The organism is Actinopolymorpha pittospori (genome assembly GCF_014873875.1).
In the GTDB taxonomy this organism is placed as follows: Bacteria; Actinomycetota; Actinomycetes; order Propionibacteriales; family Actinopolymorphaceae; genus Actinopolymorpha; species Actinopolymorpha pittospori.
The window spans coordinates 3,016,018-3,031,684 of the sequence record NZ_JADBEM010000001.1 but is presented as its reverse complement, the minus strand read 5'-3'; the positions used below and the strand labels follow the sequence as shown (position 1 = coordinate 3,031,684).

The following is a 15,667-nucleotide window of genomic DNA, read 5'->3' as shown; positions in this document are numbered from 1 at the left end:
GGCCGCTCATGACACCGAGTCGCCGCGCCAAGATCGTCCGTTCCTCCGCACTGCTCGTCATCCTCACCGCCATCAGCCAGGTGCTCGGGTTCGGCCGTGACGCCGTGATGGCGGCCGTCTTCGGCGCCAGTTCCTCCGTGGACGCGTTCCTGGTCGCGCAGGGCGTGATGAACGTCGTCCTCGGGCTGGTCTCCGGTGCCATGGCGAAGTCTCTGGTGCCGCCGGTCGCCCGCGCGGTGGACGAGGGCCGGCACCGGGACGGCCAACGCACCATCCAGGTCACGCTCACCGTGACCCTCACCATCCTCACCACCGCGTCGCTCGTGATGTTCGTCGCGGCCGGGCCGGTGGTGAACGTACTGGCGCCAGGCTTCGACGGGCCGACCGAGCAGGTCGCGGTCACGATGACGCGGATCGTGCTGGTGGCGACGATCTTCGTCTCCGGCACGAACCTGCTGGCCGGCGCCGCCCAGGCACACGACCGCTTCTTCTGGGCTGGCATCCAGGGTGTGCCGTTCAACCTCGTGATGATCGCCATGATCACCTTCTTCGGCGCGACCTGGGGAGTCGAGGTCCTCGCCATCGGGTTCGTGGTCGGTTCGGCCGTGCGGTTCCTCTTCCAGCTGCCCGCCGTCCACGGGATCGGGATGCGGCTGCGCCCGTCGTTCCGGATCCGCGACCCCGGGTTCGTGGAGATGGTGCGGATGGTGCCGCCGCTGCTGGTCGGCAGCGCCATCGCGAACGTCAACACGATGGTCGACCGGGCGGTGGGCTCGGCGCAGGGCGAGGGGACCATCTCCTCCCTCAGCTACGGCTGGCGGGTCGTCACCCTCGCCGAGGTCGTCCTGGTGACGACGTTCGCGACCACGCTCTTCCCGGCGTTCAGTGTGCTCGGCCGGCCGGAGCGGCGGCGCGAACTGCGGGCCGCGACCGGGCGCGTTCTCGGGGTCGTCCTCGTGGTGATGGCTCCCGTCGTGGTGGTGCTCGCGGTCACCGCCAAGCCGATCGTCCTGTTCCTCTTCGGCCGCGGGAACTTCGACGCCCAGGCCGTCCGGTTGACCGCCCTGGCCGTCGCCGTGTACTCGGTCGCGCTGATCGGACTCGCGGTGCGCGAAGTGGTGGCGCGAGCGTGTCTCGCCGTCGGTGACAGCCGCGTCCCGGTGCTGACGGCTTTCGGTGCGATGGCCGTGAACGTGATCGGCGATCTCACCATCGGCGTGCGGTTTGGCGTGGCCGGTCTGGCCGCGTCGACGTCGACGTCGGTGTGCCTGGCCTCGCTCGTGTTGACGGTGCTCGCGGCACGCCGCCACCAGGCGATCGCGCTGCGACCACTTGTCCGCACCCTGCTGGCCGTCCTGGTCGCCTCTGCCGTGTCGGGGGTGAGCGGGTGGGCGGTCCTTCGCGTCCTTCCCACGGATGGCGCCTGGCACGCGATCCTGGCACTGGGAACGGTGGGCACGGTGTGCCTGCTCGGTTATGGCGCGGTCCTCGTGGTGTTTCGGGTGAGCGCGCTTTCGGACCTGCGGGAGGCTCTCAACGATCTTCGCTCGCGGCGTACATGATGCACCGGCGGGGCGCGCCCGGAGCAATTCCGCGTACCCCCGAAGGTCCCGACCTGAGCAAATAGCCTCAGCGTCCTTTCAAACCTTTTCTTGCCGGTTTTTTTTACCAAATTCGGGATGCATTCTTGACCGTGTTTCTCGCCGAATTGTCGTGACCACGGATCGCGCGCGCCCTTAAGCTGAATCACACAGCTCGTGACCCTCGGGGCACGGGCATTACGGGGCGCTCACACGAAGGCATACCGAAGTGCGGTGGACTTCCCGGCGGCGCCGCCACGGCGCGCCCGCTCGACCGGAGGCAGCGAGGAGGGGCTCGCCATGTCCGACAGGCCAGACGGCTCGGCTGACGCCGCGCCGATCGGCGTCGGTGGCCCCGCCATCCGGGCGGAGGACCCGCTGGGTAAGGCAGCCACCGAGAACTTCCCGGTCGCGCTGCGAATCCTGCCCGTACGCATTCGCCAGGATCTCGAGGCGGTGTACCGGTATGCCCGCCACGTCGACGACCTCGGCGACCAGGCCTCCGGCGACCGGTTGGCGGCCCTGGGCAGTGTGGAGGCCGACGTACGCGCCCTGTACAACGGCGGTCCGGTGAGCGATCCGGTGGTCGCGGGCCTGGCGTCGACTGTGGCCAGGCAACGGATCCCCGCCGATCCCCTGCTGCGCCTCGTCGAGGCCAACCGTCGGGACCAGCACATCAGCCGGTACGAGACTTTCGACGACCTGCTCGGCTACTGCCGGCTCTCCGCGGATCCGGTCGGCGAACTGGTCCTGCGTGTCTTCGGTCGCGCCACCCCCGAACGCATCGCCTTGTCGGACAAGATCTGTACCGCGTTGCAGCTGCTCGAGCACTGGCAGGACGTCTCCGAGGACTACCACCGCGGCCGGGTCTACGTGCCGCGGGAGGACCTTCGGCACTTCTCCGTACGCGAGGAGGACCTCGGCCTGCGCGCCGCCACCGCGGACGTCCGCGCCCTGATCGAATTCGAGACGGCGCGGGCGAAGGACCTGCTCGAAGCGGGCGCTCCCCTGCTCGGAACCCTGTCGGGTTGGGCTCGGCTGAGTGTCGCGGGATACGTCGCCGGTGGGCGGGCCACCTGCGCGGCTTTGCGGCGAGGGGGTTTCGATCCGCTGCGGCGGGTACCCAGGCCGACATCGCCCGCATTCGCCGGCGCATTCCTGCGCAGCATGCTCGGCCGGCGCCGACCCGTGACGAAGGGACGCGCATGAACGTCGACGATGCCTACCGCGGCTGCGAGTCCATCACCCGGCGCGAGGCGCGCAACTTCGCCTACGGCATCGCCCTGCTGCCCCCGCCCAAGCGACGCGCCCTGTCGGCCGTCTACGCCATGGCCCGCCGGATCGACGACATCGGCGACGGCGATCTGCCCGACGCGGACAAGCTCGACCAACTCGCCGGCGTACGCAAGCAGGTCCAGGCGCTCGAGGCCAGCGGTTCACCGTCCTCCGAGGACGACGTGGTGCTGGTCGCGCTCGCCGACGCCGCCCGGCGCTTCCCGATCCGGCTCGGAGGCTTCGAGGAACTCATCGACGGCTGCGAGGCCGACGTGCGGGGCCTGCGCTACAAGACGTTCGACGAGCTGGTGGGCTACTGCCGGCAGGTCGCGGGTTCGGTGGGACGCCTGTCGCTCGGCGTCTTCGACCCCCGTGAGTACGACGACGCCGCACCACTGGCGGACACGCTCGGTGTCGCCCTGCAGCTGACCAACATCCTCCGCGACCTGCGCGAGGACCGCCAGAACGGACGCGTCTACCTGCCGGCGGCAGACCTGGAGCACTACGGCTGCACGCTCGAGCTCGGGCCCGGCGACCGGTTGAACGATCCGGACAGCTTCCGCGATCTCGTCCGGTTCGAGGCCGAGCGGGCGCAGACGTGGTACACCCGCGGCCTCACCCTGCTCCCGATGTTGGACCGGCGCAGCCGTGCCTGCACCGCTGCGATGGCGGGCATCTACCACCGGCTGCTGCACCGGATCAGCGCCGACCCCGACGCCGTGCGCTCGACCCGGCTCTCGCTGCCGACCAGCGCGAAGCTGGCTGTCGCCGCCCGGGCCCTCACCCTGGGGGCCGCATGAGCGATTCCGTCGTGGTGGTCGGCGGCGGCCTGGCCGGTATCGCCGCCGCGCTCCGGCTGGCCGACCGTGGCGCCCAGGTGACGCTGCTGGAGACCCGCAGCCACCTCGGTGGCGCGACGTACTCACTGCTCCGCGACGGCGTCGTCGCCGACACCGGGCAGCACGTCTTCCTGCGCTGCTACCACGCCTACCGCGCGCTGCTGGAGCGGCTGGGGGTGAGCCGGCACGCACCGGTGCAGGACCACTTCGCCATCCCGGTCCTGCACGCCCGAGGACTGTCCTGGCTGTACCGCGCGGGTCGTGCGCCGGCACCGCTGCACCTCACCCGGTCGCTGCTGGGGTACAGCCCGCTCTCGCCGCGGGAGCGGATCAGCGCCGGCCGCGCGGTCCTCGCACTGCGGGACGTCGATCCGGCCGACCCGCACTCGGACGCGTTGACGTTCGGTTCCTGGCTGCGTCGGCGGCACCAGTCCGCCCGGTCGATCGACCGCCTGTGGGGGCTGATCGCCGTCGCCGCGCTGAACCTCCCGCCGGACAAGGCCTCACTCGCCCTCGCCGCGCAGGTGTTTCGGACGGCGTTCCTCGGCGAACGTGACGCCGCGGACATCGGGGTGCCGGCCGTGCCCTTGCGTTACCTGCACGCCGAGCCCGCCGGCCGGCTCCTCGAGCGCCTCGGGGTCGCCGTACACACGGGGACGAAGGTGATGGCCATCGAACCGAACGGTGACGGGTTCGTGCTGCGGACCCGGGACGGCACCCTGAGCGCCGACGCCGTGGTGGTCGCCGTTCCCCATCCGGCCGCCGCCCGGCTGGTGCCACCCCAGGCCGTGCCGGACCGGGAACGCTGGACCAGACTCGGTTCGGCACCGATTGTCAACGTCCACTTGCGCTACAACCGCAAGGTGCTGGGCTTCCGGTACGCCGCCGCCCTCGACTCGCCGGTGCAGTGGATCTTCGACCGGACCCGGGCAGCCGGGCTCGAACACGGGCAGTACCTCGTGGTGTCCGTCTCGGCCGCGCACGGCTGCATTGACGCTCCGGCCGAGGAGGTACGACGTACCTACTCCGAAGCTGTCGACGAACTTCTGCCCGGCGCTCGCACCGCCCGGTTGGAGGACTCGTTCGTCACTCGTGAGCCGCACGCGACCTTCCACCAGGGACCTGGTACGGCGGAGCTGCGGCCACCCGCCCGCACCTTGTTGCCCAACCTGGCACTCGCCGGTGCGTGGACCGCCACCGGCTGGCCGGACACGATGGAGGGCGCCGTGCGTAGCGGCCTCCAGGCGGCGGACGTGCTCGACATCTCTCGTGCACGCCCGCCCCGACTTCGAACATTTGGGGAGGCCCTGCCATGACGCTGATCCCGACCGAGTACCGGATCACCGAGATTCGCCGGCTGGTCGACCCGGCGCTGCACGAGGTGCTGGACCGGCTCGACGCGGGCACCCGGCTGACCTGTGGCTACCACCTGGGGTTCTGGGACTCCGAGGGCCACTTCCCGGCCGAGCAGAACCTGAACGGCAAGGGTCTGCGCCCGACCCTCGCGGTCCTGTCCGCGTTGGCCGCCGACGCACCGGCCGCGGCCGGCGTGCCGGCCGCCCTGGCCTGCGAGCTGGTGCACAACTTCTCCTTGCTGCACGACGACGTGATCGACGGCGACACCGAACGCCGGCACCGCCCGACGGTCTGGGCCCGGTTCGGGATCTCCGCGGCGATCCTCGCCGGGGACGCCCTGCTGTCCCTCGCCAACGAAGTGCTCGGCGAGGCCCGCTCCGAACACGTGCCCGACGCCGTACGCCGGCTCGGCGCCACGGTTCGACAGCTCATCGCGGGGCAGACCGCCGACGTGGCGTTCGAGAAGCGCGACGACGTGACGCTCGAGGAGTGCATGAGCATGGCGGCGGACAAGACGGCGGCGTTGCTCGCCTGTTCGACGTCGCTCGGCGCCGTTCTCGCCGGTGCGCCGCCCACCCTGGTCAGGGGGCTCGCGGAGTTCGGCAACCACGTCGGGATGGCGTTCCAGCTCACCGACGACCTGCTGGGCATCTGGGGCGACCCGGTGCTCACCGGCAAGCCGGTGTTGTCGGACCTGCGCGCGTGCAAGAAGACGGTCCCGGTGGTGGCGGCGCTCACCTCCTCGACGGCGGCGGCCGCGGAGCTGCGGGACCTCTACAACCGGCCCGACCCGTTGGACGAGGGCGAACTGATCCGGGCGGCCGTCCTGGTCGACGAGGCCGGTGGGCGTGCCTGGACCGAGGAGGAGGCCGACCGGCAGCTCGCTGCCGGAGTGCGGGCCCTCGACCCGTTGGAGCTGCCGGAGGAGATCCGAGACGACCTGGCCAGGATCGCCCGCCGGCTGCGTGGACGGGACCGCTGATGACGGCACACGACCGACTCCGCGACGCCACTTCACACACCCACCGCGCGCAGGACGCGCTCGACCGCGCCGTGGCCCACCTGATGGACCTGCAGGACCCGGCCGGCTGGTGGAAGGGCGAGCTGGAGACGAACGTCACGATGGACGCCGAGGACCTGATGATGCGTCAGTTCCTCGGAATCCGTACGGCCGAGCAGACCGAGGAGGCCGCCCGCTGGATCCGCAGCCAGCAGCGCCAGGACGGTTCGTGGGCCAACTTCAGGTTCGGGCCCGGTGATCTCTCGACGACGGTCGAGGCCTATGTCGCGCTCCGCCTCGCCGGTGACGACCCGGACGACCAGCACCTGAAACAGGCCCGTCAATACATTCTTGACAAGGGTGGTCTGGAGCGCAGCCGGGTCTTCACCCGGATGTGGCTCGCACTGTTCGGCGAGTGGAGCTGGAACGACGTTCCGGCGATGCCACCGGAGATCGTGTTCCTGCCGAAGTGGGTGCCGTTCAACCTCTACGACTGGGCGTGCTGGGCACGACAGACTGTCGTACCCCTCACCATCCTCGGTGCGCTCAGGCCCCAGCGTGACCTCGGCGTGACGACCGCCGAGCTGCGTAGCCACGCGCCGGCGCCCCGGCCGGATCCGGTGACCACCTGGCGGGGTGCCTTCCAGCGCCTCGACCAGGTGTTGCACGGGTACGAACGCCACGCCGTCCGGCCACTGCGCAAGGTCGCCTTGCGTCGAGCCGCGGAGTGGATCATCGCGCGCCAGGAGAAGGACGGCTGCTGGGGTGGCATCCAGCCACCGTGGGTCTACTCGCTGATGGCGCTGAACGCACTCGGGTATCCCCTGGACCATCCGGTGCTGACCGCGGGCCTGCGGGGATGGGAGCGCTACACCATCCGCGAGGAGACACCGCACGGGACCGTACGACGGATCGAAGCGTGCCAGTCGCCGGTCTGGGACACCGGCCTCGCGCTGGTGGCGCTGGGCGACGCGGGCATGGACCCCGACGCGCCGGCGATGCTGCGCGCCCGTGACTGGCTGCTCCAGGAGGAGATCACGGTTCGAGGTGACTGGGCGGTCCGGCGTCCGACCACACCACCCGGCGGGTGGGCGTTCGAGTTCGACAACGACGGCTATCCCGACACCGACGACACCGCCGAGGTCGTCCTCGGCCTGCGCCGCACCGCGCACGTGCCGGAGGTCGACGACGCCGTACGCCGGGCCAGGATCTGGCTGCGTGGCATGCAGAGCCGGAACGGCGCGTGGGGCGCCTTCGACGCCGACAACACCCGCGAACTCGCCTACCAGCTGCCGTTCTGCGACTTCGGCGCGGTGATCGACCCACCCAGCGCCGACGTGACGGCCCACATCGTCGAGATGTTCGCCCACGAAGGACACGCGGATGATCCGGTCGTGCAGCGGGCCGTGCGCTGGCTGCTCGAGGAGCAGGAGCCGGAAGGGTCGTGGTTCGGCCGGTGGGGCGCCAACCACATCTACGGAACCGGCGCCGTCGTACCCGCGCTGGTGGCGGCCGGGGTCTCCCGCAAGCATCGGGCGATCCACCGTGCCGTCGAGTGGCTGCGAGCACGACAGAACGCCGACGGTGGCTGGGGTGAGGACCTGCGCTCCTACTCCGAACCGGAATGGATCGGAGTGGGTGCCTCGACCGCCTCCCAGACGGCCTGGGCGTTGCTCGCCCTGGACGCGGCCGACGAGGCTGACTCCGAGGCGGCCCAGCGGGGAGTGGAATGGCTCGTCGAGACCCAGCGTCCCGACGGCGGGTGGGACGAGGCGCACTTCACCGGAACCGGCTTCCCCGGCGACTTCTACCTCAACTACCACCTGTATCGGCTGGTGTTCCCGATCAGCGCCCTGGGTCGGGTGCTCGGACGGGTATGAGGAAGGCTGCCATGACGTCTGCGTACGTCGTTTGGGCGCCAACGCGCGCCGAAGCCGCCTGCCTGCGGCGGGGCCTCACGGCCGCGGGTGAGCCAGGCGTCGCGTTGGTGCCGACCGGAGCGGGACGGCAGCGGGCCGAGCGGGCCGCCCGCGACCTCCGCGCCCAGTCCGGCGCCCAGTCCGACGCACGGCCCGGCGCCCCGCCCGCGGTGGCGGTCGCCGGGATCGCGGGGGGCCTCGACCCTTCCCTGGTGCCCGGTGACGTCATCGTGGCGACCGAGGTCCGCGGAGCCGACCGGGTGGTGACCTGTCCCAGCGCACCGCTGCTCGCGGCCCGGCTCCGGCGTTTCGGACTGACCGTGCGCACCGGGCCGGTCCTCAGCCGCGACCACATCGTCACCGGCGCCGAACGCCGAACCCTGCACCGAACGGGCGCCCTCGCCGTGGACATGGAGTCGGCGTGGTCGCTCGCCGGCCTGCCCGCCGAGACCCCGACCGCGTGCGTCCGGGTGATCGCCGACCCGGCCACCCGGCCACTGCTGCGTCCGGTCACCGTCGCGCATCTGCGTACCGCCCTCCGTACGCTGACCCGCGTCGCACCCGCCCTGGCCACGTGGGGGTCGGCCATCCGCCCCCGCAGGGTGTTGTTGCCCTCGCCACGATCCTTCTGTGCCGGGGTCGAACGCGCGATCCACATCGTCGAGCGGGTGCTCGAGCAGCAGGGCGCACCGGTCTACGTACGCAAGCAGATCGTGCACAACGTGCATGTCGTCCGCCGGCTGGAGGCCCTCGGCGCGGTGTTCGTCGAGGAGTTGGACGAGGTGCCCGACGGCGCCACGGTCGTCTTCTCCGCCCACGGAGTCGCGCCGGCGGTCCGGACGGACGCGAGTGTCCGTGGCCTGTCCGTCGTCGACGCGACCTGCCCCCTGGTGGCCAAGGTGCACAGCGAGGCACGCAGGTTCGCCGACCGCGGCGACACGGTGCTGTTCATTGGGCACGCCGGGCACGAGGAGACCGAGGGAACGATCGGCGAACGCCCCGACAGCACCCTGCTCGTCGAGGACCTCGACGCGGCGCGCGGCATCGAGGTACCCGATCCGGCGCGGGTGTCCTACCTCGTACAGACGACACTCGCCGTCGACGAGGTCGCCGAGATCGTCGACGTCCTGCACGAACGCTTCGAGTCGCTGCAGGCGCCGGGATCCGACGACATCTGCTACGCCACCACGAACCGCCAGCACGCCCTGCGATCGGTCGCCGACGAAGCCGACCTCGTACTCGTGGTGGGCTCCCAGAACTCCTCCAACTCCAACCGTCTGGTCGAACTCGCCGACCGGATGGGCACGCCCGCCCACCTGATCGACGACGCCGGCGACATCGACCTCGCCTGGCTGACCGACGCGGGGACGATCGCGATCACCGCCGGAGCCTCGGCACCGATGTCGCTGGTCGAGGAAACAGTCGAAGCCATCCGTGGCCTGGGTCCTGTCGACCTACTCGAACGTGAGGTGACCACGGAGGACATTCAGTTCACTTTGCCGAAGGAGGTGCGGCAGCCATGACCATGCCGTTGCGGCAGAGCCTGCGCATCGCGCGATATCTCGCCACCCAGCGCCTGCGCAGACGTGAGAAGTTCCCGTTGCTGGTCGAACTCGAGCCCCTCTTCGCGTGCAACCTGCAGTGCGCGGGATGTGGGAAGATCCAGCACCCGGCCGACGAGCTACGTCGCCGAATGCCCGTCGAGCAGGCGGTCGCCGCGATGGAGGAGTGCGGGGCGCCGATGGTGTCCATCGCGGGCGGCGAACCGCTCATGCACCCGGAGATCGACCGGTTGGTCAACGAGCTGGTGGCCAAGAAGGTGTACGTCTTCCTGTGCACCAACGCGCTGCTGGTCCAGAAATGGTGGGACCGGTTCGACTTCCGGCCCTCCCGTTACTTCGCCTTCACCGTCCACATCGACGGCCTGAAGGAACGCCACGACGCCTCGGTCTGCCGAGAGGGCGGATTCGAGGGGGCCGTCGCGGCGGTGCGATTCCTGAAGGAGAGAGGGTTCCGGGTCACCACCAACACGACGTTCTTCAGCAACGACTCACCGCAGAACGTCATCGACGTCCTCGACTACCTCAACGACGACCTCCAGGTCGACGAGATGATGGTGTCGCCGGCGTACGCCTATGAGAAGGCACCGGACCAGGAGCACTTCCTCGGTGTCACCCAGACCCGCGAACTGTTCCGGAAGGCCTTCGGGCAGGGCAACCGCAGGCGTTGGCGACTCAACCACTCGCCGCTCTTCCTGGACTTCCTCGAGGGCAAGGTCGACTTTCCCTGCACTGCCTGGGGAATCCCGTCGTACTCGCTGTTCGGCTGGCAGCGTCCCTGCTACCTGATGAGCGACGGCTACGCGACGACCTACCGTGAGCTGATCGAGGACACCGACTGGGACAGCTACGGCCGCGGCCGCGACCCGCGATGTGCCAACTGCATGGCCCACTGCGGATACGAGCCCACCGCGGTCCTCGCCACGATGGGGTCACTGCGTCAGTCGCTGCGGGCGATCGCCGGGCACTGACGGATCCGAGAGTTCACCTGCCGGCGGTTCACGACCGGCGATCTCCGCATCGACGCAAAGGTGCGGTTGACAGCCACCACTGTGGCGGCGTGTATCCGCTGTCCACGACTCTCTATTCGCGATCCGCACCTGACGCGGCAACACCGTCTGAGGTCGCTTCGGCTTTGGTGTGGAGGACGTCGCGGGCCTGTTCGGCGGCGCGGGTGATGCTCTCGTTGACGAAGTCGATGAAGCGGGCGATGTTCTCCAGGCGGGTGGCGGCCGGGGTGCCGGGGACGAGGACGGCGACGCCCTGCCGGGCGGCCTCGGTTACCTGGTCGAGAGAACGGGCGCTGGCGATCATCGCCTGATACCAGATGTCGTCGTCGACGACGTAGCGCTCGCGACGGCGTTCGTCGCGTTGGCGGCGGACGAGGCCCTGGCTTTCGAGGAACGTGATCGCCTTGGAGATGGACGCCGGGCTGACCTGGAGGCGCTGGACGAGTTCGGCGGCGGTGAGGCTGCCCGCGTCGGTGGTGTAGAGGCATGCCTGCACCCGGGCCATCATCTTGGGCGTGCCCGCTTGCATGAGGACGGTGGTGAACATCTCCTCGTACTCGCGTACGGCCTCGGCGTCGCGTCCGTGGGCCTGCGGGGGCGCCTCTGCCCTCCGGGGCGCGGACTGACTGCGCCGGTGGGCGCGGCGTTCGGTGGCGCGGTGGGCCAGGTCGGCCCGGTAACCGGTAGGTCCGCCGTTGCGCATCACCTCGCGCGTGATCGTCGAGGTCGGACGATCGAGGCGTCTGGCGATCTCCGCGTAGGCGAGGCCGTCGGCCAGCCCCAGCGCGATCTGCTGGCGTTCCTGCTGGGTGAGTCTGCCTCCCGGCATCGCGATCTCCCTTCACGCTTCCTGGACGCCCTCACCATAGCGTTCACTTTCACTCCAATGCAACGGCAGGGTCGACGATCGTTGCGTTAGATTCGAGACCGTTGCAACAATATCGAGGCGCTCACCTGCACACATGCCGTTCCGAAGCAACGCACGTGTTGCACAGATCTGGAATGCAACGTAGCGTTTCCGGCGTCAGAAACAACCAGAACACGACCCGCCGGAGACCACGATGCACACCTTCGACACCCCCGCCCCCATCACCGCCGTCCTGGACATCCCCGCCGGACGCATCCAGCTCATCGCCGCCGACCGCACCGACACCACCGTCGAGGTCACACCCACCAACCCCGCCAAGAACCGCGACGTCAAAACAGCCGAACAGACCAGCATCGACTACACCGACGGCGTGCTGACGATCCACACCACGGTCAAGAACCAGGCCTTCGGCCCCTCCGGCTCCATCCAGGTAACCATCCAGCTGCCCACCGGTTCCCAGGTCAACGCCAAAACCGCCGCCAGTGAACTGCGCGGCGTCGGCCGCCTCGGCAACCTCACCTTCACCGGCGCCTACCGCCACACCAAGATCGACGAAGCCGCCAACCTCCACCTCACCGCCATCGACGGCGACGTCGAGATCGGCCGGCTGAGCGGTTCCGCCGAAGTCACCACCGCCAGGGGCGACATCACCATCACCGAAGCCACCCACGGCAAAGTCGAACTCCGCACCCAGTACGGCGACATCACCGTCACCACCGCCACCGGAGTCTCCGCCACCCTCGACGCCGGCACCACCTACGGCCGCATCAACAACACCCTCAAAAACAACGGCACCCCCCAACTCGACATCCGCGCGACAACCTCACACGGCGACATCACCGCCCACAGCCTCTAGCCCACCGCCTGCGACCCGCAGCCCCTGAGGAGCACCATCATGACGAACCTGGCCATCGCGGCGAACGGGCTGCGCAAGTCTTACGGCGACAAGGTCGTACTCGACGGAGTCGACCTGGCCGTCCCCGAAGGAACGATCTTCTCCCTGCTCGGCCCGAACGGCGCCGGCAAGACCACCACCGTCCAGATCCTGTCCACGCTGATCCCGGCCGACGGCGGCACCGTCCAGGTCGCCGGTCATGACCTGGCCCGCAAGCCGGACGACGTACGCGGCGCGACCGGCGTCACCGGCCAGTACTCCGCCGTCGACAAGTTGCTCACCGGCGAGGAGAACCTGCTCCTCATGGCCGACCTCAAGCACCTGTCCCGCAGGGACGGCAAGCGCAAGGCCGCCGAACTGCTCGACCGCTTCGACCTGGTCGACGCGGCGCGCAAACCGGCCGGGACCTACTCCGGCGGTATGCAACGGCGGCTCGACCTGGCGATGACCCTGGTCGGCGACCCCCGTCTGATCTTCCTGGACGAACCCACCACCGGCCTCGACCCGCGCAGCCGCCGCTCCATGTGGCAGATCGTGCGTGAGCTCGTCGCGAGCGGCGTCACCATCTTCCTCACCACCCAGTACCTCGAGGAGGCCGACGAGCTTGCCGACTGCATCGCCCTCCTCGACCACGGACGGCTGATCGCCGAAGGCAGCGCCGAAGAGCTCAAGCGGCGCATCCCCGATGGCCACATCGAACTCACCTTCGCCGACACGCACCTGCTCGTCGCCGCCCGCGACCTCCTCGGCGCGGGGATCGCCGACGCGGAGGCACTCACCCTGCAGGTGCCGAGCGACCGCGGCGTCCGGGCGATCCGCGAACTGCTCGCCCGCCTGGACGAACGCTCGATCGACATCGACGACATGAGCGTCCACACCCCCGACCTCGACGACGTTTTCCTCACCCTCACCGGCCAGCAGAAGGAAGCCTCCCGATGAGCACGCTCACCCTCGCCGCGCGCGACTCCTCCACCATGGTCCGGCGCCAGCTCAAGCGCCTGCTCCGCTACCCGTCCATGACCGTGCAGCTGGTCGCCACGCCCGTCATCATCCTGTTGCTGTTCGTGTACGTCCTCGGCGGAACGCTCGGCGAGGGGCTCGGCGGCGGCCGCGACGCCTACGTCAACTACGTCGTCCCCGGCATCCTGCTCATGACGGCCTCCATGGCGGCCACCGGAACCGCCGTCATGGTCGCCACCGACATGACCGAAGGCATCATCGCCCGTTTCCGCACCATGCGGATCTCCCGCGCCTCGGTCCTCACCGGTCACGTCGTCGCGAGCGTCGTCCAGCAGCTCCTCAGCATGGCAGTCCTCATCGGCATCGCCCTGGCGATCGGCTTCCGCCCCAACGCCTCCGCGGCTGAATGGCTGGCCGGCGCCGCTCTGCTCACCCTGTTCGCCGTGGCCGTCACCTGGCTGTCGGTCGCTCTCGGCCTGAAGTCCCCGACCCCCGAAGCCGCCAGCAACGCCCCCATGCCCCTGATCCTGTTGCCCTTCCTCGGCAGCGGATTCGTCCCCACTGACTCGATGCCCACCGTCCTCCGTTGGTTCGCCGAGTACCAGCCCTTCACCCCGATCATGGAAACCGTCCGCGGCCTCCTGCTCGGCACCCCGATCGGCAACAGCGCCCTCATCGCCACCGCCTGGTGCGCCGGCATCGCCGTCGTCTCCTACCTCTGGGCCAAGAACACCTTCAACAAGGCCTGACCATGAGCCGGCCGAACAGGGCCGTCAGACCAACGGGTCTGACGGCCCTGAGCCTTTCGACCCGTCGCATCGAGGGCGCTCTTCTGACCAGGAATTGTTCGAAATAGTCTCGGCCGCGTGGCCCGAACGCCCTTGTTTACAAGGGGTTGTTGTCGGTGGTCGGGTCTAGGGTTTGGTCATGGACGCCGACACCACCTCCACCCATCCGCTTCGTGCGGTGGTCGATGGTGTCCGCGACTGTCTCGACGAGGTGGCGTCGTGTCCGCTCTGGTCGCTCCCCGCGACGTCGGTGAAGCGTTGGCCCAGCTTGTGCGGGAGCGGGCGCGTCTGGACGCCCTGATCCTGGATCTCGTGCGACAGGCCGATGTCAACGCCGTGCACACCGGCACGGGTGCGGCGAGCACGGCGGTATGGGTCCGGCAGCAGACCCGGATGAGCCGGTCCGAAGCCGGTGGCGCGGTGAAGCTGGCCAAAGCCCTCGACACCACCCTGCACACCACGAAGAAGGCACTGGCTGAGGGAAGAGTCTCGCTACAGCACGCGCAGGAGATCCACCTGGCGATGGGGAAACTCCCCGCCGATATCGACGCTGAGGTGAAGGCCCAAGGCGAGACCGCGTTGGTGGAACAGGCACAGACCTTCGACCCGCAGGAGCTGCGAGCGTTGGGGGAACGGTTGTATCAGGTGGTGGCCCCTGACGACGCCGACCGGCGGATCGGTGAACAACTCGCACGGGAAGAAAAGAAGGCCGCGGCGAGCAGGACCGTCTACTTCGGCACCGCAGCGCCGGGCATCGGCACGGTCACGATGCGGTTCGAACGCGCCTACATGACCCAACTCCACGGCATGCTCGACGCCCTCGCCAAACCCCGCCCCGGACCCCACGGCAGGGACACCCGCCCCTACGACCGCCGCCTCGCCGACGCCGCCATCGAATGGATCGACCTCGCCCAAGCCGCCGGCAACGCACCCACCCGGGGTGGGACGAGGCCGCGGATCACCGCGACGATCCCCTTCCAATACCTGCGTGACCTGCACGGGCACGGCGTCATCCACACCACCCTCCAAGCCACCGCAACCCTCAACCCCACCAGCCCCGCCGGCTGCTGCGAGGACAGCCCTACCGGGTGCGGAGAGAACGTGGGCGGCTGTTCCGATCGTGAGAACGGCGGCGCGGATGGCAGCGGTCCGAAGGTCGGGACGTTCGGGAAGGTCCCGGGCGGGATCGCGGTCTCCGCGCGGTGGCTGCGGATGCTGGCCTGCGACGCCGAGATCCTCCCCGCCGTCCTGGGCAGCGACGGAGCCATCCTCGACCTCGGCACCGGAACAAGACTCTTCACCAGCAGCCAGCGCCACGCCATCGGGGAACGCGACGGACACCACTGCAACTTCCCCGACTGCGAGGCGCCGGAGAAGTGGTGCCACGCCCATCACCTCATCCACTGGGCAGACGGCGGGCCCACCGATGTCAGAAACGGAGTACTCATCTGCCCCACCCACCACCACCTGATCCACCACGACAACTGGCAGGTCAGGATGAGCAACCACGGCCACCCCGAATACATCCCACCCCCATGGACCAACCCGAGACAACACCCCCTCCGCCGCTGAACGACGCAATCGCAAGGTCACCTTGCGGGGCTCCTCGGGCGCGTGC

At 69.5% G+C, this 15,667-nt stretch carries 13 protein-coding genes; 12 read left to right on the top strand and 1 reads right to left on the bottom strand.

From position 1 onward, the window contains the following. The first annotated feature begins 8 nt into the window (after positions 1 to 8). The 8 genes from murJ to hpnH all read left to right on the top strand — a co-directional run bounded on the left by murJ (position 9) and on the right by hpnH (position 10,499). On the top strand, positions 9 to 1,562 hold the full coding sequence (gene murJ / locus HEB94_RS14370) for a murein biosynthesis integral membrane protein MurJ (protein ID WP_192750355.1): 1,554 nt from the start codon (positions 9 to 11) through the stop codon (positions 1,560 to 1,562). A gap of 318 nt (positions 1,563 to 1,880) precedes the next feature. After that, positions 1,881 to 2,789, top strand: a complete 909-nt coding sequence (gene hpnC, locus HEB94_RS14365) for a squalene synthase HpnC (RefSeq protein WP_192750354.1) — start codon at positions 1,881 to 1,883, stop codon at positions 2,787 to 2,789. Continuing rightward, a complete protein-coding gene (hpnD, locus tag HEB94_RS14360; RefSeq protein WP_192750353.1) occupies positions 2,786 to 3,655 on the top strand; it encodes a presqualene diphosphate synthase HpnD in 870 nt (289 codons plus the stop codon). Before hpnC ends, hpnD begins: the two co-directional genes overlap by 4 nt. Next, a complete protein-coding gene (gene hpnE, locus HEB94_RS14355) occupies positions 3,652 to 5,010 on the top strand; it encodes a hydroxysqualene dehydroxylase HpnE (protein WP_192750352.1) in 1,359 nt (452 codons plus the stop codon). The genes hpnD and hpnE overlap by 4 nt, the downstream gene beginning before the upstream one ends. Beyond that, the gene (locus tag HEB94_RS14350; protein WP_192750351.1) at positions 5,007 to 6,032 is read left to right on the top strand and encodes a polyprenyl synthetase family protein; all 1,026 of its coding nucleotides are present in this window, start codon (positions 5,007 to 5,009) and stop codon (positions 6,030 to 6,032) included. Before hpnE ends, HEB94_RS14350 begins: the two co-directional genes overlap by 4 nt. Further along, positions 6,032 to 7,930: a squalene--hopene cyclase gene (gene shc / locus HEB94_RS14345; RefSeq protein ID WP_192750350.1), complete on the top strand. Its 1,899-nt coding sequence runs from the start codon at positions 6,032 to 6,034 to the stop codon at positions 7,928 to 7,930. Before HEB94_RS14350 ends, shc begins: the two co-directional genes overlap by 1 nt. Positions 7,931 to 7,941: 11 nt before the next feature. After that, the gene (ispH, locus tag HEB94_RS14340; RefSeq protein ID WP_192750349.1) at positions 7,942 to 9,492 is read left to right on the top strand and encodes a 4-hydroxy-3-methylbut-2-enyl diphosphate reductase; all 1,551 of its coding nucleotides are present in this window, start codon (positions 7,942 to 7,944) and stop codon (positions 9,490 to 9,492) included. Further along, complete coding sequence (gene hpnH, locus HEB94_RS14335) at positions 9,489 to 10,499, top strand: adenosyl-hopene transferase HpnH (protein ID WP_192750348.1); 1,011 nt, start codon at positions 9,489 to 9,491, stop codon at positions 10,497 to 10,499. The genes ispH and hpnH overlap by 4 nt, the downstream gene beginning before the upstream one ends. A 112-nt stretch (positions 10,500 to 10,611) precedes the next feature. On the opposite strand, the gene HEB94_RS14330 is transcribed toward hpnH, so the two are convergent. Beyond that, on the bottom strand, positions 10,612 to 11,367 hold the full coding sequence (locus HEB94_RS14330) for a GbsR/MarR family transcriptional regulator (RefSeq protein WP_192750347.1): 756 nt from the start codon (positions 11,365 to 11,367) through the stop codon (positions 10,612 to 10,614). 232 nt (positions 11,368 to 11,599) lie between these two features. On the opposite strand from HEB94_RS14330, the gene HEB94_RS14325 reads away from it, so the two are divergent. The 4 genes from HEB94_RS14325 (at position 11,600) to HEB94_RS14310 (ending at position 15,621) form a co-directional block, all read left to right on the top strand. After that, entirely contained in the window at positions 11,600 to 12,262 is a 663-nt protein-coding gene (locus tag HEB94_RS14325) for a DUF4097 family beta strand repeat-containing protein (protein WP_192750346.1), read from the top strand. Between the two features lie 39 nt (positions 12,263 to 12,301). After that, entirely contained in the window at positions 12,302 to 13,240 is a 939-nt protein-coding gene (locus HEB94_RS14320) for an ATP-binding cassette domain-containing protein (RefSeq protein WP_192750345.1), read from the top strand. Continuing rightward, a complete protein-coding gene (locus tag HEB94_RS14315) occupies positions 13,237 to 14,010 on the top strand; it encodes an ABC transporter permease (protein ID WP_192750344.1) in 774 nt (257 codons plus the stop codon). The genes HEB94_RS14320 and HEB94_RS14315 overlap by 4 nt, the downstream gene beginning before the upstream one ends. Positions 14,011 to 14,268: 258 nt before the next feature. Continuing rightward, the gene (locus HEB94_RS14310) at positions 14,269 to 15,621 is read left to right on the top strand and encodes a DUF222 domain-containing protein (protein WP_192750343.1); all 1,353 of its coding nucleotides are present in this window, start codon (positions 14,269 to 14,271) and stop codon (positions 15,619 to 15,621) included. Positions 15,622 to 15,667: the final 46 nt, after the last annotated feature.